This window comes from Humibacillus xanthopallidus (assembly GCF_006717145.1).
Lineage (GTDB): Bacteria > Actinomycetota > Actinomycetes > Actinomycetales > Dermatophilaceae > Humibacillus > Humibacillus xanthopallidus.
Genome location: NZ_VFQF01000001.1, coordinates 1,323,492 through 1,343,402, shown reverse-complemented (window position 1 = coordinate 1,343,402; position 19,911 = coordinate 1,323,492). Strand labels below are relative to the sequence as shown.

Annotated in this window: 17 protein-coding genes; 8 read left to right on the top strand and 9 right to left on the bottom strand. The window is 72.4% G+C overall.

The features are described 5' to 3' along the window. Positions 1 to 3: 3 nt before the first annotated feature. Positions 4 to 1,200, top strand: a complete 1,197-nt coding sequence (gene coaE, locus FHX52_RS06035; protein WP_141820812.1) for a dephospho-CoA kinase — start codon at positions 4 to 6, stop codon at positions 1,198 to 1,200. Positions 1,201 to 1,253: 53 nt separating this feature from the next. Then, the gene (gene lplAB / locus FHX52_RS06030) at positions 1,254 to 2,303 is read left to right on the top strand and encodes a lipoate-protein ligase LplAB (protein WP_141820810.1); all 1,050 of its coding nucleotides are present in this window, start codon (positions 1,254 to 1,256) and stop codon (positions 2,301 to 2,303) included. Between the two features lie 98 nt (positions 2,304 to 2,401). Here lplAB and FHX52_RS06025 read toward each other — a convergent pair whose 3' ends face one another. Next, positions 2,402 to 3,679, bottom strand: a complete 1,278-nt coding sequence (locus FHX52_RS06025) for an AGE family epimerase/isomerase (RefSeq protein ID WP_141820809.1) — start codon at positions 3,677 to 3,679, stop codon at positions 2,402 to 2,404. Next, positions 3,676 to 3,990 carry a glycosyl hydrolase-related protein gene (locus FHX52_RS23760; RefSeq protein ID WP_185747097.1) on the bottom strand — a complete coding sequence of 105 codons (315 nt, stop codon included), beginning with the start codon at positions 3,988 to 3,990 and terminating at the stop codon, positions 3,676 to 3,678. The genes FHX52_RS06025 and FHX52_RS23760 overlap by 4 nt, the downstream gene beginning before the upstream one ends. A gap of 151 nt (positions 3,991 to 4,141) precedes the next feature. On the opposite strand from FHX52_RS23760, the gene FHX52_RS06015 reads away from it, so the two are divergent. From FHX52_RS06015 to FHX52_RS06005, 3 genes are all read left to right on the top strand, one after another. Then, a complete protein-coding gene (locus tag FHX52_RS06015) occupies positions 4,142 to 5,380 on the top strand; it encodes a CapA family protein (protein ID WP_141820807.1) in 1,239 nt (412 codons plus the stop codon). A gap of 78 nt (positions 5,381 to 5,458) precedes the next feature. Then, entirely contained in the window at positions 5,459 to 7,582 is a 2,124-nt protein-coding gene (gene uvrB / locus FHX52_RS06010) for an excinuclease ABC subunit UvrB (RefSeq protein WP_141820805.1), read from the top strand. A 273-nt stretch (positions 7,583 to 7,855) separates the two neighbouring features. Next, on the top strand, positions 7,856 to 8,938 hold the full coding sequence (locus FHX52_RS06005) for a TerC family protein (protein WP_141820803.1): 1,083 nt from the start codon (positions 7,856 to 7,858) through the stop codon (positions 8,936 to 8,938). Between the two features lie 70 nt (positions 8,939 to 9,008). Here the strand turns inward: FHX52_RS06005 and FHX52_RS06000 are convergent, their stop codons facing one another. The 4 genes from FHX52_RS06000 to FHX52_RS05985 form a co-directional block, all read right to left on the bottom strand. Next, positions 9,009 to 9,449 (bottom strand): MOSC domain-containing protein, encoded by a 441-nt coding sequence (locus FHX52_RS06000; protein WP_141820801.1) that lies wholly within the window; start codon positions 9,447 to 9,449, stop codon positions 9,009 to 9,011. Positions 9,450 to 9,493: 44 nt separating this feature from the next. Further along, complete coding sequence (locus FHX52_RS05995; protein ID WP_141820799.1) at positions 9,494 to 10,951, bottom strand: MFS transporter; 1,458 nt, start codon at positions 10,949 to 10,951, stop codon at positions 9,494 to 9,496. 88 nt (positions 10,952 to 11,039) lie between these two features. Then, complete coding sequence (locus FHX52_RS05990) at positions 11,040 to 11,951, bottom strand: EamA family transporter (protein WP_141820797.1); 912 nt, start codon at positions 11,949 to 11,951, stop codon at positions 11,040 to 11,042. Further along, complete coding sequence (locus FHX52_RS05985) at positions 11,948 to 12,775, bottom strand: C40 family peptidase (protein WP_221630501.1); 828 nt, start codon at positions 12,773 to 12,775, stop codon at positions 11,948 to 11,950. The genes FHX52_RS05990 and FHX52_RS05985 overlap by 4 nt, the downstream gene beginning before the upstream one ends. Positions 12,776 to 12,916: 141 nt before the next feature. Here FHX52_RS05985 and FHX52_RS05980 point away from each other — a divergent pair, with 141 nt between their 5' ends. From FHX52_RS05980 to FHX52_RS05970, 3 genes are all read left to right on the top strand, one after another. Continuing rightward, positions 12,917 to 13,237 (top strand): hypothetical protein, encoded by a 321-nt coding sequence (locus FHX52_RS05980; RefSeq protein WP_141820796.1) that lies wholly within the window; start codon positions 12,917 to 12,919, stop codon positions 13,235 to 13,237. Positions 13,238 to 13,311: 74 nt separating this feature from the next. Continuing rightward, a complete protein-coding gene (locus FHX52_RS05975) occupies positions 13,312 to 15,039 on the top strand; it encodes an NAD(P)/FAD-dependent oxidoreductase (protein WP_141820794.1) in 1,728 nt (575 codons plus the stop codon). Beyond that, complete coding sequence (locus tag FHX52_RS05970; protein WP_141820792.1) at positions 15,039 to 16,421, top strand: sensor histidine kinase; 1,383 nt, start codon at positions 15,039 to 15,041, stop codon at positions 16,419 to 16,421. The genes FHX52_RS05975 and FHX52_RS05970 overlap by 1 nt, the downstream gene beginning before the upstream one ends. A 73-nt stretch (positions 16,422 to 16,494) precedes the next feature. On the opposite strand, the gene FHX52_RS05965 is transcribed toward FHX52_RS05970, so the two are convergent. Genes FHX52_RS05965 through FHX52_RS05955 form a run of 3 tightly spaced genes read right to left on the bottom strand, consistent with a single transcriptional unit; the run spans position 16,495 to position 19,825 of the window. Then, positions 16,495 to 17,250 (bottom strand): MBL fold metallo-hydrolase, encoded by a 756-nt coding sequence (locus tag FHX52_RS05965; RefSeq protein WP_141820790.1) that lies wholly within the window; start codon positions 17,248 to 17,250, stop codon positions 16,495 to 16,497. A 2-nt stretch (positions 17,251 to 17,252) separates the two neighbouring features. Continuing rightward, entirely contained in the window at positions 17,253 to 17,954 is a 702-nt protein-coding gene (locus FHX52_RS05960) for a maleylpyruvate isomerase family mycothiol-dependent enzyme (protein WP_141820788.1), read from the bottom strand. After that, entirely contained in the window at positions 17,951 to 19,825 is a 1,875-nt protein-coding gene (locus FHX52_RS05955; RefSeq protein ID WP_141820786.1) for a glycoside hydrolase family 15 protein, read from the bottom strand. The genes FHX52_RS05960 and FHX52_RS05955 overlap by 4 nt, the downstream gene beginning before the upstream one ends. Positions 19,826 to 19,911 lie beyond the last annotated feature (86 nt).

Below are 19,911 nucleotides of genomic sequence, written 5' to 3'. Positions count from 1 at the left end.
GCCGTGCTGCGCGTCGGGCTCACCGGAGGCATCGGCTCGGGCAAGTCGAGCGTCGCCGCGCGTCTGCGTGCCCTCGGCGCCCACGTCGTCGATGCCGACGCCGTCGCCCGCGAGGTCGTCGAGCCTGGCACGGAGGCCCTTCGCCTCATCCGGCAGCATTTCGGCCCGGACGTGATCCGCGAGGACGGCACCCTCGACCGAGCGCGACTGGCCGCCATCGTCTTCGGTGACCGCGACGCGCTCCGTGCCCTCGAGGCGATCACGACGCCGGCCATCACCGACCGGGTCACGACGCTGCGACGCCAGGCACCTGCTGAGGGAGTGTCCGTCTTCGACATGCCGCTGCTCGTCGAGCGCGGGCTCTGGGTGCACGAGCACCTCACCCTCGTCGTCGACGTCGATGCCGACACCCGGGTGCGGCGCCTCGTCGAGCAGCGCGGCCTCCCCGAGAGCGACGCGCGGGCCCGGATCGCCGCCCAGGCGAGCGACGGCGAGCGGCGGGCCGTCGCCGACGTGCTCATCGACAACAGCGGCACGCCCGAGCAGCTGGCCGGCAGCGTCGACCTCGTGTGGCGCGAGCGCATCGAGCCGTATGCCGCCAACCTCCGCGACGGCACACGCACCCGTCGCGCGGGGCGGGGAGCGGTCGTGGAGCCGAGGGAGGACTGGGGGCGGCGGGGTGAGCGCGTCGTCGCCAAGCTCGCGGCGGCGCTCGCGCCGAGCGGGGTGGCCACGGAGGTCTCGCACATCGGGTCGACCGCCGTGCCGGGCCTGCTCGCCAAGGACGTCATCGACGTGCAGGTCGGCGTGCGGCACCTGGCTGAGGCTGACCGCGACGATTTCAGCGAGTCGATGCGCGATGCGGGTTACATTCTCTCCCAGGGCAACTCAGGTGACACCCCCAAGCCGGGCACCGACCCGGCGGCGTGGGGCAAGCGCTTCTACGGCTGCTGCGACCCCGCCCAGGTCGTGCACGTCCACGTGCGCGAGTTCGGCTCTCCCGGTTGGCGATTCGCGCTGCTCTTCCGTGACTGGCTGGTGCACGTTCCGGCGGAGCGTGAGGCCTACGCAGCCGAGAAGCGTCGCCTGCTGGCCATCGACGACGACACCGACGCCTACGTCGAGGCGAAGGAGCCGTGGTTCGACGAGGCCTGGCTGCGCGCGCAGGCGTGGGCCGACGAGACGGGCTGGCGGCCATAGCGGCGAGCCCCGCCACGCGGCATACCTGAGACGCGTGGCGTGTTGTGGTTGGCATGCGTGGTGAGTACAAGGTTCCCGGAGGCAAGCTCGTGGCAGTCGACCTCGAGGTCGACGGGGGGAGGCTCGGCGAGGTCAGCGTGTCGGGCGACTTCTTCCTTGAGCCGGACGAGGCGCTCGGCGACATCAACGCCGCCCTGCGCGGCATGCCCGTCGACGCGGGGGTCGAGCAGCTCGCCTCGGCCATCCAGGGGGCGCTTGGCCCCGAGGTGGCGCTCATCGGGTTCACTCCCGAGGCGGTCGGCATCGCCGTGCGGCGCGCCCTCGGCAAGGCGACCGGCTGGCACGACCACGCCTTCGACGTCATCCCGGCGCGGGTGCTGCACCCGGCCGTGCACGTCGCGCTCGACGAGGTCATCGCCCGCGAGGTCGGCTCCGGGGAGCGGCCACCGACACTGCGCTTCTGGGACTGGGACAGCCCTCTGGTCGTCATCGGCTCCTTCCAGTCCGTGCGCAACGAGGTCGACCCCGAGGGCGCCGAGCGCCACGGCTTCGACGTCGTGCGCCGGGTCTCGGGCGGCGGCGCGATGTTCATGGAGCCGGGCAACTGCATCACCTACTCCCTCGTCGTGCCCGGCTCGCTCGTCGAGGGGCTGAGCTTCGAGCGGTCCTACTCCTTCCTCGACGACTGGGTCATCGGGGCGCTCGCCGACGTCGGCGTCGCGGCGCACTTCGTGCCGCTCAACGACATCGCGAGCGACCAGGGCAAGATCGGCGGGGCCGCCCAGAAGCGTTATGCCGACGGCACGGTGCTGCACCACGTGACGATGAGCTACGACATCGACGCCGACAAGATGCTCGAGGTGCTGCGCATCGGGCGCGAGAAGATGAGCGACAAGGGCCACCGCTCGGCCAACAAGCGGGTCGACCCGATGCGGTCGCAGACCGGCCTGTCGCGCGAGGCCATCCTCGACGCCTTCACGGCGTCCTTCGCGGCACGGCACCGCACCCGGCTCACCGACTACACGGACGCCGAGCTCGCCGAGGCGCAGCGCCTCGTCGACACGAAGTTCTCGACCCCGGGGTGGACCCACCGCGTTCCGTGAGCCGACGCCCGCCGACCCCTGAGGGCGGTGGGCGCGGTGGTCGCCGGGTGCCCGTATGCCGGCTGGCCGGCATACGGGCAGGTCCACCCGGAGGGGCGTCAGCGCCAGGCGGCCTGCCGCACGGCGACCGACAGCGCGGGTGCGAGCGGCAGCCGGGGCACGAGCGTGGCGCCGACCGCGTGGTAGAGGTCGGCCTTGCCGGGCCACACGGTGTCGGTCGGCACGTTGGCCGAGTCGAGCTGGTGGTGCCACGAGCCGAGCTCGTCGTCGAGGAGCACGAGGCGGATGTGGTCCCACCATGCCGCGTAGCGCTCGGCGTAGGCCGGCTCGCCCGTGCGCTGGTGCAGGGCGGCAGCGGTCGCCGTCGCCTCGGCGGCGACCCAGTGCATGCGGTCGCGCACGACCGGGGCACCCGACCAGTCGGTCGTGTAGACGAACCCGGGGTTTCCGTCGACGTCCCAGCCGTCGGCCACAGCCCTCTCGAAGAGCGACCGGGCGGCGTCGAGCGCGTCGGGGGGAGGCGCCTCGCCGGCGGCGGATGCGGCGGCCTCGCCGTGCAGCAGCAGCCGCGCCCACTCGAGCCCGTGGCCGATGGTGGCGCCATAGGGCTTGAAGGGGTCGTCGGGCCGGTCGGCGTTGTGCTCGAGCTGCGGCTGCCAGGAGTCGTCGAAGTGCTCGGGCACCCGCCAGTCGTTCTCGCTCGCCCATCCGGCCACGCGTTCGAGGATGCCGAGCGCTCGCCGCCTGCAGGTCGCGGCGGCCTCGGGGTCGCCCCCCACCTCGGCGAGCACGTCGGCGGCTGCGAGCAACGCCTCGGTGGAGTGCATCGCGGCGTTGATCCCGCGGTAGCCGTCGAGCTGCTCGAACGCCGTGTCCCACAGGTCGACGGGCAGTCCGGTGCCGGCGTCCCAGAAGCGGCGGTCGTAGACGTCCAGCGCCTCCGCGAGCAGGTCCGTCGCGCCCGGCCGTCCCGCGGCGACCGCCGTCGAGGCGGCGAGCACGACGAACGCGTGGTCGTAACAGGCCTTCCCGTCGGCGGGCCGGCCGTCGGCTCCGACGGCCGGGAACCAGCCGCCGTGCTCGGCGTCGCGCAGGGGCCCGGTCAGGCCCGCCAGCGCCGCGTCCGCGATCGGCGCGCTGCCCGGCACTCCGAGCATGGCCCCGAGCGAGTAGACGTGAACCATGCGGGCGGTGATCCACGTGTGGATGCCGCGGGCGGGATCGGGTCGTCCGTGCGTGTCGAGCCAGAAGGCGCCGCCGCCGGGCGCCGCGCAGTGCTCTCCGAAGGCGAGCAGCGCCCGGCAGTGGTCGTCGAGCCAGGCCCGGTGCGTGGGCTGGTCGGGCCACGCGGCCGCGGGGGTGGGCGCGGCGTTCATGGGTGCCTCCGTCGGAGCCGCAGGGTGACGAGCTGGAAGGGTCGTAGCGCCAGTGTGCCATCCGGGTCGACGAGGGCCTTGGGTTGCGCGAGCGGTCGTTCGAGCAGGTCGGTCTCGACGATCTCGTCGGCCTCGAAGCCGGGGACGAGCCGGGCGCGTGCCCGCCCGCCGTGCGCCTCGTAGAGCCGGACGACGACCCACGACGGGTTTCTGTGCGTGGGCCGATGGAGGCCACCGTGATGAGCTGCTCCACCCGCGACGCGGCCGCAGGCCCGCTCGGTGCTGGCGGCATCGGCGGTGTCCGGCCTCATGGTGACACGGCGCGGCGCTGGACGGACCCGCTTGCGCGAGTCGCACCCGTCGGGTGTTGGTGGGCGAGAAGGACACGGACGACACGGACGACACGGGCGACACGGGCGCGAGGTGCGCGTCGCTGTCGCCGCCCGGCCGTAGCCTCGGAGGATGGTCGAGCCGCGACGGCGCCTCGCCACGCTGCTGCTGGGCTGCTGCCTCGCGGCCGACGTGGTCGCAGTGTTGTGGGCGGGAGCCGAGGCGCAGGGTCGCGTACCGTCCCCAGTCGCCACCACCACAGCCACCCCGGCGTATGCCGTCTCGCCCGGTCCGACACCTCCCGCGCCATCCGCGCGTGGCTCCTCCACGACCGGGGGCCCAGTGGCCGGGGTGCCGACGACCGCGCCGACCGCGCCGAACCCGACGGCTGCGCCCGAGAGCCCCCGTGACCGGATCACCCTCGCCTTCGCGGGCGACGTCCACTTCGAGCGTCAGGTGCGCGGACTGCTCGACCGGCCCGAGCCGCTGACGACCGCAGTGCGCGACACGCTCGGGCGGGCCGACTTCGCCATGGTCAACCTCGAGACGGCGCTCGGCACCGGCGGAGCGCCCTTGCCGGGCAAGGACTTCACCTTCCGCGCACCGGTAACCACCCTGGCCACCCTGGCCGGTGCAGGGGTCGACGCCGTCAGCATGGCCAACAACCACGCGGCCGACTTCGGCGACGCCGTCTTCGCCCAGACCCTCGCCGCCCGCCGTGACGCGCCCATCCCGATCGTCGGGATCGGGCGCGACGAGGCGGAGGCATTCACGCCGCTGCGCGTCGACGTCCACGGGGTGTCGGTCGCGGTGCTCGCCTCCTCGCAGATCCGTGACGTCACGTCGAAGGAGCATGCCGCGCGACCGGGCTCGCCCGGGATCGCCACCAACCTCGACCCGGGACCGCTGCGCCGGGCCGTGCGCGCTGCCGCGGCGACCAGTGACGTGGTCGTCGTCATGCTGCACTGGGGCGCGCAGTACACGAGCTGCGCCGACGACCTGCAGCGTGAGACCGCACGGCTGCTCGCGGCCGACGGCGCAGACGTCATCGTCGGCGGACACGCCCACCGGCCCCAGGGCTCGGGGTGGTCGGGCCGGTCCTACGTGGCCTACGGCCTGGGCAACTTCGTCTGGTACAACAACGACGGTCCGGCCGCCGACACCGGGGTGCTCACCGTCAGCGTCGACGTCGCGGCCGCGCGCAGCAGACCCCACACGCGGTCGGTCGTCAGCAGCGGCACCTGGTCTCCGATGGTCATCGGGTCCGACGGTGTGCCGCGGGCGGCGGCGCCGGGTGCGACCCGCGACCGGCTCCTCGCGGGATGGGACGCCGCCAGGCGCTGCGCCGGGCTCACCGCGCGACCCGGCTGAACGGCATACCTCCTCGGTCAGGGGGAGCGCAGCGCCCGCGGAATGGGTGTTGTCGGTGGTCGGACGTACGGTTGACGCATGCGTCCCACGACCGACCTGCAGCGCACGGTGGCACCCTTCGAGGTCATCTCGGAGTACACCCCGAGCGGTGACCAGCCGACGGCCATCGCCGAGCTCGCGCGACGGGTCCGGGCGGGTGAGCAGGACACCGTCCTGCTCGGCGCCACCGGCACCGGCAAGTCGGCGACGACGGCCTGGCTCATCGAGCAGGTGCAGCGGCCGACCCTCGTCATGGCGCCCAACAAGACGCTCGCGGCCCAGCTCGCCAACGAGTTCCGTGAGCTGCTGCCCAACAACGCCGTCGAGTACTTCGTCAGCTACTACGACTACTACCAGCCCGAGGCGTACATCCCGCAGACCGACACCTACATCGAGAAGGACAGCTCGGTCAACGACGAGGTCGAGCGCCTGCGTCACTCGGCCACCAACTCGCTCCTCACGAGGCGCGACGTGATCGTCGTCGCCTCGGTGTCGTGCATCTACGGCCTCGGCACCCCGCAGGAGTACGTCGACCGGATGGCCCGCTTGCGCGTCGGCCTCGAGATCGAGCGCGACCAGCTGCTGCGGCGGTTCGTCGAGATGCAGTACACCCGCAACGACCTCGCCTTCACGCGCGGCACCTTCCGCGTGCGCGGCGACACCGTCGAGATCATCCCGGTCTACGAGGAGCTCGCGATCCGCATCGAGTTCTTCGGCGACGAGATCGAGCGCATCTACACCCTGCACCCGGTGACCGGCGAGGTCGTCAACGAGGAGCAGGAGATGTATGTCTTCCCGGCGTCGCACTACGTCGCCGGACCGCAGCGGATGGAGCGGGCGATCCGCGGCATCGAGCTCGAGCTCGAGGACCAGCTCGCGCTCTTCGAGAAGCAGGGCAAGCTGCTCGAGGCCCAGCGGCTGCGCATGCGCACGACCTACGACCTCGAGATGATGCGCCAGGTCGGCTTCTGCAACGGCATCGAGAACTACAGCCGTCACATCGACGGCCGCACGGCGGGCTCGGCGCCGAACTGCCTGCTCGACTACTTCCCCGAGGACTTCCTCCTCGTCCTCGACGAGTCGCACCAGACGGTGCCCCAGATCGGCGCGATGTACGAAGGCGACATGTCGCGAAAGCGGATGCTCGTCGAGCACGGCTTCCGGCTGCCGAGCGCCATGGACAACCGGCCCCTGAAGTGGGAGGAGTTCCTCGAGCGGATCGGGCAGACGATCTACCTCTCCGCGACCCCGGGGGAGTACGAGCTCGCCAAGTCGGCCGCCGGCGGCCCCCCCGTCGAGCAGATCATCCGCCCCACCGGGCTCGTCGACCCCGAGGTCGTGCTCAAGCCCACGAAGGGCCAGATCGACGACCTCATGCACGAGATCCAGGAGCGCACGAAGCGCAACGAGCGCGTCCTCGTCACCACCCTGACGAAGAAGATGGCCGAGGACCTCACCGACTACCTCCTCGACAAGGGCATCCGGGTCCGTTACCTCCACAGCGACATCGACACGTTGCGCCGCGTCGAGCTGCTCCGCGAGCTGCGGCAGGGTGTCTACGACGTCCTCGTCGGCATCAACCTGCTCCGCGAGGGTCTCGACCTGCCCGAGGTCTCGCTCGTGTCGATCCTCGACGCCGACAAGGAGGGCTTCCTCCGCTCGGCGCGCAGCCTCATCCAGACGATCGGCCGTGCCGCCCGCAACGTGTCGGGTCAGGTGCACATGTACGCCGACAAGATGACCCCCTCGATGGAGCAGGCGCTCGACGAGACCAACCGGCGCCGCGAGAAGCAGATCGCCTACAACACCGAGCACGGCATCGACCCGACCCCGCTGCGCAAGAAGATCGCCGACATCACCGACCTGCTCGAGCGCGAGGACGCCGACACCCAGGAGCTCATCGGCTCCGGGCGCATGCAGTCGCGCGGCAAGAGCGGAGGCGGGCGGGGCGCCATGGCGGCCGATGTCGGGGTGTCGGCCGGTGGCCGCACCGACCGGCCGGCCGACATGGCGGCGTCCGAGCTCGCAGGACTCATCCAGGAGCTGACGACTCAGATGCACCAGGCCGCGGCCGAGCTCCACTTCGAGCTCGCGGCGCGGCTGCGCGACGAGATCGGCGACCTCAAGAAGGAGCTGCGCCAGATGAGTGCGGCGACGCGATGACCGGCGCGATGATGGAGCGATGACACGGTCGGCGACAGAGCCCGCCGCGGGTCTGGCGGGCGTGACCAGAGTCACGCGCCCACCCCTCGGTCCCGAGTTGAGTGGTCGACACCCCGGTGAGAGGATCAAGCGTTCACGGAGGGGAGTATCCCTGCTGCGACGCGCTCGTCATCACGGATCGGTCTTCACCGCCGCTCCCGGGCCCGTCGGCCCACCAGTCGGTGGGCGGGAGAGACCTCCGGTCATTCGTTCGGTGACCGGAAGGTTGTGCCCATGAACGTGCCCACCTGGGGCTGGATCCTGACGATCGGTCTGATGGCGGTCTTCCTCGCCGTCGACGTCTTCGTCATCGCTCGTCGACCCCACGTCCCGTCGATGCGTGAGGCAGGACGCCACCTCGCCTTCTTCGTGGCCTGCGCTCTGCTCTTCGGCCTCTTCGTGTGGTGGCAGTGGGGCGGTCAGTATGCCGGTGAGTTCTATGCCGGGTGGCTGACCGAGTACTCCCTGTCGGTCGACAACCTCTTCGTCTTCCTGCTCATCATGGGTAGCTTCAAGGTGCCGCCGAAGCTCCAGCAGTCGGCCCTCATGGTCGGCATCATCATCGCGATCGTCCTGCGCGGCGTCTTCATCGCGCTCGGTGCGGTCGTCATCAACGCCTACGCCTGGGTGTTCTACATCTTCGGCGCTTTCCTCATCTACACGGCCGTCAAGCTGGCCCGGGGCGGCGAGACCGACGACGACGAGTACCACGAGAACCGCTTCCTGCTCTGGGTCGAGAAGCGCTTCCCCGCCACGAAGGAGTGGCACGGCACGCACCTGACGATCGTCGAGAACGGCAAGCGCCTCATCACGCCGATGCTCATCGTGATCCTCGCGCTCGGCACGACCGACCTGCTCTTCGCCCTCGACTCCATCCCCGCGATCTACGGGTTGACGAAGGAGCCCTACCTCGTCCTGACGGCGAACATCTTCGCCCTCATGGGTCTGCGCCAGCTCTACTTCCTCATCGGTGGCCTGCTCAAGCGCCTCGTCTACCTCAGCATCGGGCTGGCCGTGCTGCTCGGCTTCATCGGCGTCAAGCTCTTCCTGCACGCGCTCCACGAGAACAACCTGCCGTTCATCAACGGCGGCCAGCCCTTCGACGTGCCCGACATTCCGATCCTCGTCTCGCTCGGCGCGATCGTGCTCATCCTCGGGGTCACGACTGTCGCGAGCCTGCTCAAGACCCGCAGCGACAACAAGAAGGACGCCGCTGACGGCATCACCCGCGATTCCGACGGCGCCGTCATCGAGACGAGCGCGACGGATGAGTCGGCGGTGCCCGATGCCACCCCGGAGCACACACCCAAGGCCTGACCGAGCGGTCGACGCCGGCTGGCTCGCTGTCCGTCAGGCGTCGGCACTCTTCGGTGCTGGTGGCGTTTCGTCAGTGCTCGTCGGCGGTCACCGCATCGCCCACGCTGATGGTGCCGGAGCCGAGGAGGCGCAGCACGGCCCCGCCACGGTCGTGCAGCGCGCGGGCGGCGCCCGGGCCGAGCGTGTCGTCGAGCAGCCGGCACGGGGCAGCGATGCGGACCACCTCGAGCTCGACGTCACCGATGGTCACCCGGGTGCCCGGCTTCGTCGGCACCGACCCGCCCGACACGGTGATGTTGCGGCGGGTCAGCCCGGGGTCGACCGGGCGACCGAGCTCGTCGGCTGCAGCCTCCAGCGCCTCGATCGCCTGGACCGTCACGTGCCGGTGCTTGCTGCCGTGGTAGCGGTCCCCGACGAGCCCGGCACCCGCCTCGGCGACGACCTGCGGGACCGACCGGGTCGGCAGGCGCCGTCCGGGAGCGATGTGGATCGAGAGCACGGTGGCCTTCACCTGACCAACCTAGGCCGTTGACGTGGGGGAGCCGTGGTTCCTCCTCAGCGCACGCGGTGTGAGACGAGCCAGCCGACGAGGGCGGGCACGGCCATGGCACCCAGCACGGCGACATACGCGGCCGGAACGCCGGACCCCGCGGCGGCGAAGACGATGGCCGACAGCGCGAGGGCGGTCGCCGCACCCGCCGAGTCCCCGATCTGCAGCGCCGAGCTGACGAAGCCCTGCTCGGTGGCGCCGGCGCGGCCGAGCGCCTGTGCCGTGACGCGCGGATAGAGGGTTCCGATGCCGAAGCCGAGAAGCGGGAACAGCCCGATGACGACCCAAGCGGGGGCCGCCAGCCAGAGAGAGGTCGCTAGGGCCGCCAGGGTCACGGTCATCAGCCCGAGCGAGGCGGCGGCGGTGCGCCCGATCTCGAAGCGGGTGTCCCACGCGCCCTGGATCCACGACCCGGCGAACCACGAGACGCCCGTCAGCGTGAGAGCCACGCCGGCGACGCTCGGTGAGAAGCCGTCGCGGTCGGTGAGCAGTCGTGGCAGGTAGACCTCGGCACCGGTGAAGGCGGCGAAGGCGAGCGCGCGCAGCAGCACGTCGGTCGGAAGGCCCCGGCCCGCGAGAAGGGTGCGACGGGGGAGCAGCGGCAGCAGCGCCGCCACGACGACCCCGAGCGCCGCCACGGCGAGCAGCACGGTGACGCCGACGGGCAGGGCGTCGAGGCGCTCCGCGACGAGGTTGAGCACGAGGACCGCAACCGCGAGCACGGTCGAGGCGGCGAGGGCGCGCCACCGCCACGGCACGGCGACGACCTCCTGGCCCAGCCCGCGCACGATGCGGGAGAGGAGCAGGGCCGCCCCCACGAGGACGACGATCGCGAGGCCGAAGACCCACCGCCACCCGATCGTCTGGGCGATGACGCCCGCGACGAACGGCCCGGCGATGGAGGGCACGACCCACGCGGCCGAGAAGCCGGCGAGGATCGCGGTGTGCAGCCGCGGCGGGTAGATCCGGGTGACGAGCACGTAGAGGGCGGTGCTCGTCATGCCGGCGCCGAGGCCCTGCACGATGCGGGCCGCGACGAGCACGGGCATCGTCGGTGCGAGCCCGGCACCCACGAGCCCGAGGGCGAAGAGGAGGAGGCCGAGCAGGAGCGGCGGACGGGGGCCCCTGCGGTCGGCGAGGTTTCCCGACCAGACGATGCTGACGATGCCGGCCGCGAGCGTCGCGGTGAAGGCCATCGCGTAGAGCGACTCGCCGTCCAGGTCGCGAGCGATCGTCGGCATCACCGTCGTCAGGGCGAGCGCCTCGAAGGCGTGCAGCGAGACGAGTGCGAGCGCGCCGATCGTCGTGGCGCGCAGGGCGGGTGACAGCAGGCCCCCCTCACCGGTGGACGCGGCAGGCATCCGGGCGTCTCCCGACGGGTCGTGCGCGAGCGCGTCGGCCACCCCGGCCTGCTCCTCCTGGGCGGAGACGTCGCGTCCGGGGGCGGCGCTGGGAGTCGTCATGCCCACAGGCTAGGACTTCAGGTGGACTTGACCTCAAACGGGTTTCTCGGCGCGTGGGCCCCGCGCGCAGCCTGGGTTCAGCCCGAGGTCAACCGGGGGCGATCGTCGGGTCCGGGGCCGTCGGACCGGTGGGCCCAGAACCTCCCGGCCCGCCCGCCGCCCCGCGCTGCGAGCCGAGCACGATGACGCTCGCGGTCACGACGAGGGCCATCCCCACGACCTGTGTCGCGTCGAGCACCTGGCTGAGGACGACGAAGCCGGCGAGTGCCGCAACCGCGGGCTCGAGGCTCAGCAGCACCCCGAAGACGCGCTGCGCGAGGTGGCGCAGCGCGACGAGCTCGAGGGAGTAGGGGAGCACGGACGACAGGACGGCGATGCCGAGCCCGAGGGCGACGTCCTGCCACGTCCAGCGGTCGACCGTCGTCAGGCCGAGCGGCGCCACGAGCACCGTCGACACGACGAGCGCCAGGGCCAGCCCGTCGAGACCCGCGAAGGCGCGCCCCGTGCGCTGGCTCAGCACGATGTATGCCGCCCACATCGCCCCAGCGATCGCCGCGAAGGCGATGCCGACCTTGTCGAACCGGTCCCAGGCGTTGTCGAAGGCGCCGGACACGAGCGCGACCCCGAGCCCGGCGGCCAGCACCGCGACGAGGTCACGCGGGCGGCGGGAGAGCACGGCCGCCAGCGTGAGGGGCCCGAGGAACTCGATCGTGACCGCCACGCCGATCGGCAGGTGGGCGAGCGAGGCGTAGAAGCTGGTGTTCATCGCGGCCAGGGCCAGGCCGAAGAGCCCGACCGTCACCCAGTCCGAGCGGGAGCGTCCGCGCCACGACGGGCGGGCGGCGGCATACAGGATCAGCGTGGCGAAGAGCAGGCGCAGCAGCACCGAGCCGGTGGCGCCGATGCGCGGCACGAGCGTCGCGGCGAAGGCGCCGCCGAACTGCACTGAGACCACGCCGACGAGGACGAGCAGGGGCGCGGTGCGGTGGTCGACCCTCACGGGTACGGCAGTCGGCCCGCCGCGACGAGGGTCGCGACGCGCTCGGGAGGCAGGTCCTCCTCGACGAGCACGCCGCCGGTCTCGGAGGCGTGCACCATGCGACCCGGGCGCACGACGATGCCGACGTGGTGGATGCGCCGGCCGGGGTGCGCGAAGAAGTAGAGGTCCCCGGACCGGACGTCGTCGAGCGCGACCGGCTCGGCCACCTCGGCCTGGGCATAGGCGTCGCGAGCGACGACGTGACCGAGCTGGCGCCACGTGTGCAGCACGAGTCCGGAGCAGTCGAAGCCGAGGGGGGAGATGCCGCACCAGAGGTAGCGCAGCCCGAGGTGCTGCCGCGCGAGGACGACGGCGGGGTGGTCGCCGTCGTCCGGCTGCCCGACGTCGCCGAGGAGGTCCGAGAGGTCGGGGGCGCGACCGGGCTGCGCGGTGGGCACCTGCCCGGCCGCGGGAGAGAGGTGCGCCGCCGGCACCCATCCGGGGTAGCCGCGCTCGTCCTTGGGGGAGCGCTGCCACGGGGCAACGACCTCGGCCCAGCGCCCGGACTCGTCCGACCCGACGACGACGACCGGCTCACCCGCGAGCAGCTGCGACTCGACGCGGCCGTGCAGGCCGAGGCGGCCGTCACCCGACTCGTCGTCGGCGTCGTTCTCGTCGAGGGCGGCGAGCCAGGCCACGGCGTCGGGCTGGTCGGCTGTGATGGGAGCATCGACCGGGCGAGGGCTGTCGGGTCCGATCCACAGCGTCGTCACGGCAACGCTCACCGTGTGGGTCGCGGTGGTGGGGCGGTCGTCTTCGGGCAGATCGGTGCTGGCAACGCTCACGCGAGCATCCTTGCACCCCGGTGCAACCCGAGGACGACGCCCCGGGTGCGGCCGTCGGGGGCGGGCGTCGCTGCCGACGTGTGACCAACTGATCCGGGCAACCTCTGGCCCGCGGAGCCGTGCAGCCGATACGGTCGAAGCATGGACGAGCGAATCACCGTCGAGGGATTCGATCCCCCGAAGAACAGACGACACGGACCCGACGGCGACCTGGTCGACGTGCAGGGCTGGATCCACGCCCCCGTCGACTGGGAGGGCGGACCCCGCCTCGAGCGGGCCTGGCGGGAGAAGCACGGACGGTCGCGCCTGGGCGTCGGCCTCGCTGTCGCGAACAACCCGCGTCGCCACATCCTGCTGACGAACGTGAGCCACGACGTCGACTTCCTCCGCTCGGAGCTGGAGACGCTGATCGCGGAGGACATCGCGGCGGGCGGAGACCACGCCTCCGAGCCCACCACCTGAGCCTGATCGAGAGAGCCCTCTCGATCGCGGTGAAACCGCGCGCTCTCGCGGGGTTTGGCTCCTAGGGTGTGCGCATGAGCAGGGCCACGATCGTGACGGTCGACGACGACCCGATGGTGTCCGCTGCCATCGCCCGCGACTTCCGGTCGCGCTACGGCGCCGACTACCGGGTCGTCCGCGCGTCCTCGGGCGCCGAGGCCCTCGAGGCGATGCGCCGCCTGTTGCTGCGTGACGAGCCGATCGCCCTCGTGTGCGCGGACCAGCGGATGCCCGGGATGTCGGGCATCGAGCTGCTCGCCCACGTGCGTGAGCAGGTGCCCGACGCCAAGCTCCTGCTGCTGACGGCCTACGCCGACACCGACGTCGCCATCACGGCGATCAACGAGATCGGCCTCGACCACTACCTGCTCAAGCCGTGGGACCCGCCGGACGAGCGGCTCTACCCCGTGGTCGACGACCTGCTCGGCGACTGGCGCCGTGCCCACCCCGAGCACACCTCCGACGTGCGCATCGTCGGTCACCGCTGGTCCGAGCGAAGCCACGACCTCAAGACCTTCCTCGCGCGCAACCACGTGCCCTACCGGTGGTTCGACGTCGAGCGCGACGAGGAGGGATCCCGCCTCGTCGACCTGGCTGACGCGGCGACCGCCGACCTCCCGCTCGTCCTCGTGCCGGACGGCGAGGTCCTCCGCGCGCCGACGATCCTCGAGCTCGCCGCGGCCCTTGGCCTGCGGACCACCGCCGAGCGCGAGCTCTACGACGTGTGCATCGTCGGTGGCGGTCCTGCGGGGCTCGCCGCCGCGGTGTATGCCGCCTCGGAGGGTCTGAGCACCGTCGTCGTCGAGCAGTCGGCCCCCGGGGGCCAGGCCGGGCAGAGCGCGTCGATCGAGAACTACCTCGGCTTCCCGCGAGGTCTCTCGGGTGCGGACCTCGCCGGTCGTGCCCTCGCCCAGGCGCGGCGCTTCGGGGCCGAGCTCGTGCTGGCCCGGGACGTCGTCGCCCTCGAGGCGCGAGGGCCCGTGCGCGCGGTCCGCTTCGACGGGGGCGACATCGAGGCCCGGGCCGTCATCATCGCGACGGGGGTCTCCTACCGGACCCTCGAGGCGGAGGGCCTGCCCGAGCTCATCGGGCGCGGCGTCTACTACGGCGCCAACGCGAGCGAGGCCGCGCAGTGCCAGGGTGATGAGGTCTACGTGGTCGGCGCGGCCAACTCGGCCGGCCAGGCGGCCCTCAACCTCGCTCGCTTCGCCAAGCGGGTCCACCTCGTCGTCCGGGGGGCCACGATCGAGGAGACCATGTCGGAGTACCTCGTGGAGCGGATCCTCGCCTCGGAGACGATCGAGGTCCACCTGCGCGCAGAGGTCGTGGCGGCGGCCGGTGACGGGCATCTCGAGCGTCTCACGCTGGCCGACCGTGACACGGGCGAGCGGGTCGAGGTCGAGGCGGGCTGGCTCTTCATCTTCATCGGTGCCTCGCCTCGGACCGACTGGCTGGGCGACGAGATCCGCAGGGACGACAAGGGATTCGTCGTCACGGGCAACGACCTCAAGGCCATGGACACCGCTCCGGTCGCCGCATCGACGTCTCCGGCGACGTCCGCGTCGACCTCCTCGCCACCCTCCGCATCGGGCTCCGCTCCGGGTGGCGCGGCGCCCCGGGCGCCGTTCGCCCTCGAGACGAGCCTGCCCGGCGTCTTCGCCGCCGGTGACGTGCGGCTGGACTCGATGAAGCGGGTGGCGTCGGCCGTCGGCGAGGGTGCCATGTCGGTCTACTTCGTCCACCGCTATTTGGCGACGATCTGATGCGCACCGACGACCTCCGCGGCCTGCCGATCTTCGGCGGCCTCGACGACGAGCAGCTCGGGTCGCTGCTCGCCGCCGGCTCCGAGGTCGAGATCCAGCCGGGCGAGGAGCTCTTCCGTGAGGGCGAGCACGCCGACGACTGGTGGGTCCTCGTCGACGGGGCGCTCGAGCTGGTCCGCCACATCGGCCGCGAGGACGTCGTCGTCGGCAGGATGGACGAGCCGGGCCGGTGGGCGGGCGGGTTCCGGGCCTGGGACGAGCACGGCGTCTACCTCGCCACCGCCCGCGGCGTCGAGCGCGGACGGCTGCTGCGCGTGCCGGCCGGCGAGCTGCGCGAACTGACCCACACGTGGCTGCCGATGGCCGAGCACCTCATCGCCGGCCTCTACGGCACGGCCCGGTCCATCGAGTCCACGGCGCGGCAGCGCGGCGCGCTCGTCACGCTGGGCACCCTCGCGGCCGGGCTCGCCCACGAGATCAACAACCCGGCCGCAGCCGCCGCACGCGCCGCCGACGACCTCACGTCGGTGAGCGGGCGCCTCCTCACGTCCCTGGGGAGCATGGCCGGCCGGGGGATGACACCAGAGCAGTTCAGCAGCCTCGACCGGCTCCGTCAGGAGGTCGACGCACCGACCACCCTCCAGGATCCCCTCGAGGCCGCCGACCGCGAGGAGGAGCTCGCCGACTGGCTCGTCGAGCACGGGGTCGAGCAGCCGTGGGACGTCGCCTCCGACCTCGCCGCCGCCGGGGTGGGCCGCGACTGGTGCGACCGCGCCGCGGCCGAGCTGGGCCCCGACGTGCTCGGCCCCTCCCTCCGGTGGGTCGCGAGCACGATCCGCGCCACGACCCTCCTGTCCGAGGTGAGGGAGTCGACCCGACGCGTGTCGGAGCTCGTCGCCGCGATCAAGTCCTACTCGCAGATGGACCGGGGCTCGCTGCAGAGCGTCGACGTGCGTCAGGGCATCGAGAGCACGCTCGTCATCCTCGCGCCGAAGCTGCGTGGCGGCGTCGTCGTCGAGCGCGAACTCGGTGACATCCCGCCCATCGCGGCCTACGAGGGTGAGCTCAACCAGGTGTGGACCAACCTCGTCGACAACGCCGTCGACGCGATGGAGGGGTCGGGCACCCTGCGCGTCTCGACCCGTCGCGACGGTGACGCCGTCGTCGTCGAGGTCGCCGACACGGGCGAGGGCATGCCACCCGAGGTGGTCGAGCGCGCGTTCGAGGCGTTCTACACGACGAAGCCGGTCGGCAAGGGCACCGGCCTCGGCCTCGACATCGCCCGCCGGATCGTCGTCGACCGCCACGGCGGCGCCATCGAGGTCGACTCCGAGCCGGGTCGCACCGTGCTGCGCGTCCGGCTGCCGATCCGCCACCCCTGAGCCCCGCACGCCGGCGAGACGCCGGCCATCCCAGACTCCTCAGACGGCGCCCACGCGGTATGCGTTCGGCCGGCTACCAGCCGCGAGCGCGCCACTCCTGCAGGTGCGGTCGCTCGACGCCGAGCGTGCTGTCGTCGCCGTGGCCGGGATAGAACCACGTGTCGTCGTCGTAGACGTCGAAGACGCGGGTCGTCACGTCCTCGATGAGGGAGCCGAAGCTCTGGCCGGGCTGCTTCGTGTTGCCGATGCCCCCGGGGAAGAGGCTGTCGCCCGTGAAGAGGTGAGTGCGGCCACCGGCGTCGTCCGGGTCGCGGTAGGCGAGCGCGATCGACCCCGGCGTGTGCCCGCGCAGGTGCACGACCGAGAGGGTCACGTCGCCGAAGCCCACCGTGTCGCCCTGCCCCACGGTCTCGTCGACGGTCACGGGCAGGGCGGCCGCGTCGTCGGTGCCGGCGATGGTGCGCGCGCCGGTGGCCGCGACGACGTCGGCGAGGGCGCGCACGTGGTCCCAGTGCTGGTGGGTCGTCACGACCGCGTCGAGGCCCTCGCCGCCCGAGCGCACGAGGCCGAGCAGGGTGGGGGCGTCGTCGGCGGCGTCGATGAGCAGCTGGCTCCCCGTCGTGCGGCAGGTCAGCAGGTAGGCGTTGTTCGACATCTCCGAGACCGCGAGCTTGCGGATCGTCAGCCTCGGCAGCTCGCGCACGTCGGCGGGCCCGCCGGGCTTCACCGCGCCGGTGTAGCCGTCGACGCCCGCGCCCTCGCCGTCGCGCGGGGCATCGTGCGAGGCGTCGTCCGGCGCGTGCTCCGGGGTCGATCCGTGGTCGGTCATGCTCAGCCTCCGAAGGGAAGGGTGGGTGGGGGTCCGTCGATCGTCACGTCGTCGGTGAGACCGCGAGCGACCCACAGCAGCAGGCCTGCCGGGGTCCCCGTGACGAGGGTACGACCGTCGCCGACGACCCAGGACCCACCCTCCGGCGTGGCCAGGCGCACCGACGGCGCGTCGGCGTGGCGACCCAGCCGCTCGACGGAGTCGGTGAGCAGGAGGTCGACGACCTCCGGTGCCATGCGGTCGAAGCGGAAGCACGCGTCGAGGTCGACGTGGTGGAAGGCGAGCTCGCGCAGCCGCATGAAAGGCACCCATCCGACGGCGATGCGGGGCCCGCCGGGCACCCGCTCGACCTCGATGTCGGCGTGCTCCGGGTGCAGCGCTCCGAGCAGGGCCTCGAGCCGTTCGGCCGACTCGAGGATGTCAGCGGCCTGCGCGGCGGCCGGGCGTCGGGCACCCGCCTCGACCTCGGCGTCGCGAGCCTCCTGCGACGCATACATCGTGGCGGGTTCGCCGGTCAGCGCGACGGTGCACACCCGCCCGAGGGCGTCGGCGTTGCGCGCCAGGTGCGACAGCACGTGCCCCCGCGACCAGCCGGCGCAGAGCGACGGTGCGAGCACCGCGTCGTTGCGCAGCGAGGCGGCGGTCGCGACGACCCGCTCGGTCTCGACCGCGATGTGCTCGACGCTGACGTCGGTGTCCCTCACAACGAACCTCCCCGGGTGCGCCGGGCGGTCGCCCGGTCTCCGCTCGCCTCGGCGAGCGACAGGGCCGCGCCGACGAGAGCCAGGTGCGAGAACGCCTGCGGGTAGTTGCCGACCATCCGGCCTCCGACCGGGTCGTACTCCTCCGAGAGGAGGCCGAGGTCGTTGGGGAGGTCGACGAGCCGGTCCATGAGCGCCGTCGCCTCCGGGGTCATACCCGCCTTGGCGTATGCCGTGACGAGCCAGAAGGAGCAGGCGAGGAACGGGTGCTCGTCGCCCGGCAGCCCGTCGACCCCGCTCTGGGTGCGGTAGCGCAGGACGAGGCCGTCGCGCAGCAGGTCCCGCTCGACCGCGCGGATGGTGCCCAGCATGCGGGGGTCGTCGCCGTCGACGATGCCGATCGAGCCGAGGGTGAGCAGCGACGCGTCGACCTCCGTCGTGTCGTAGTGCTGGACGAAGGTGTTGCGCTCGGCGTCGAAACCCCGGGTCAGCACCTCCTCGCGCACCTGCTCGCGCAGCGCCCGCCACCGCTCGACCGGGCCGGGGAGACCGTGCTCCTCGACACCGCGCACGGCGCGGTCGAAGGCGGCCCACACCATGGCCCGCGAGTGAGTGAAGTGGCGCAGCGGGCCGCGGATCTCCCAGAGCCCGTTGTCGGGTTGCTCCCAGTGGTCGGCGAGGTTGTCGACGAGGGCGCACTGGAGGTTCCACGAGTCGGCCGACTCCTTGAGGCCCCGCGAGCGCGCGTGCTCGAGCGAGATCATCACCTCGCCGAGCACGTCGGTCTGACGCTGGGACACGGCACCGTTGCCGATGCGCACGGGCGACGAGGCGGCATACCCCGGCAGGTGAGGGAGCTCGCGCTCGACGATGTCGCGCGCGCCGTCGACGCAGTAGAGGATCTGCATGTCCTCCGGGTCGCCGGCGACCGCGCGCAGCAGCCAGCCACGCCACGACTGGACCTCGTGGAGGTAGCCGCAGCCGAGCAGCGCCTCGAGGGTGAGCGCGGCGTCGCGCAGCCAGCAGAAGCGGTAGTCCCAGTTGCGCACCCCCCCGAGGTCCTCGGGCAGGCTCGTCGTCGGGGCGGCGACGATGCCGCCGGTCACGCCGTGGCTGAGGATGCGCAGCACGAGCAGCGAACGGGTCACCGCGTCGAGGTAGGGACCCTCGTAGTCGCTCATCGCCGTCCACGTCTGGCTGAGGCGCAGGGTGTGCTCGATGCGTGCCCCCACCTCGAGCGGCGGTGGCACCGGCTCGTTGCTCGGGAACCACGTCGTCGAGAAGGTGAGCACCTCGCCGGCGGCGACGTCGAACTCGTCGATGTGGCGCCCGTCGCTCGAGCGGGGGAGCCGCTGGCCGCGCAGCACGAGCATGTCGGGCCCCGCCACGGCGGTGATGATCGTGTCGGTGCGGCCCTCGCGGTCGTCGGAGCGGCGGCTGACCCAGGGGCGCGTCGCGCCGTAGCCGAAGCGCACGACCCACTCGTGGACCATCCGCACGGTGCCGTCGAGGCCTTCGACCCGGCGCAGCACGTCGGCGCGGCCGTCGGCGATCGGCATGAGGTCGGTCACCCGCACCGAGCCCGTCGCGGTGCGGTGCACCGTCTCGAGGACGAAGGAGCCGTCAACATAGCTGCGCGTGGAGACGGCCTCCTCGTCGACCGGGCCGAGCAGCCACCGGCCGTGCTCCGGGGTGCCGAGCAGGGCGGCGAAGCAGGCGTGCGAGTCGAAGCGCGGCAGGCACAGCCAGTCGATCGAGCCGCGCCGGCTGACGAGGGCGGCCGTGCCGAGGTCGCCGAGGACGGCATACTCCTCGATCGGCGTGGGCGCGCGCGCGGGCTCGTGCGTGGGCTCGTGCGTGGGCTCGGGGCTCATGCGCCCGAGTATGCCGTCCGGTGCGTCCCAGGAGGCGGCTGAGCGGGCGCCGGGCGGGCGCCGCGCGCGCGTCGGGCGGGGCTGTG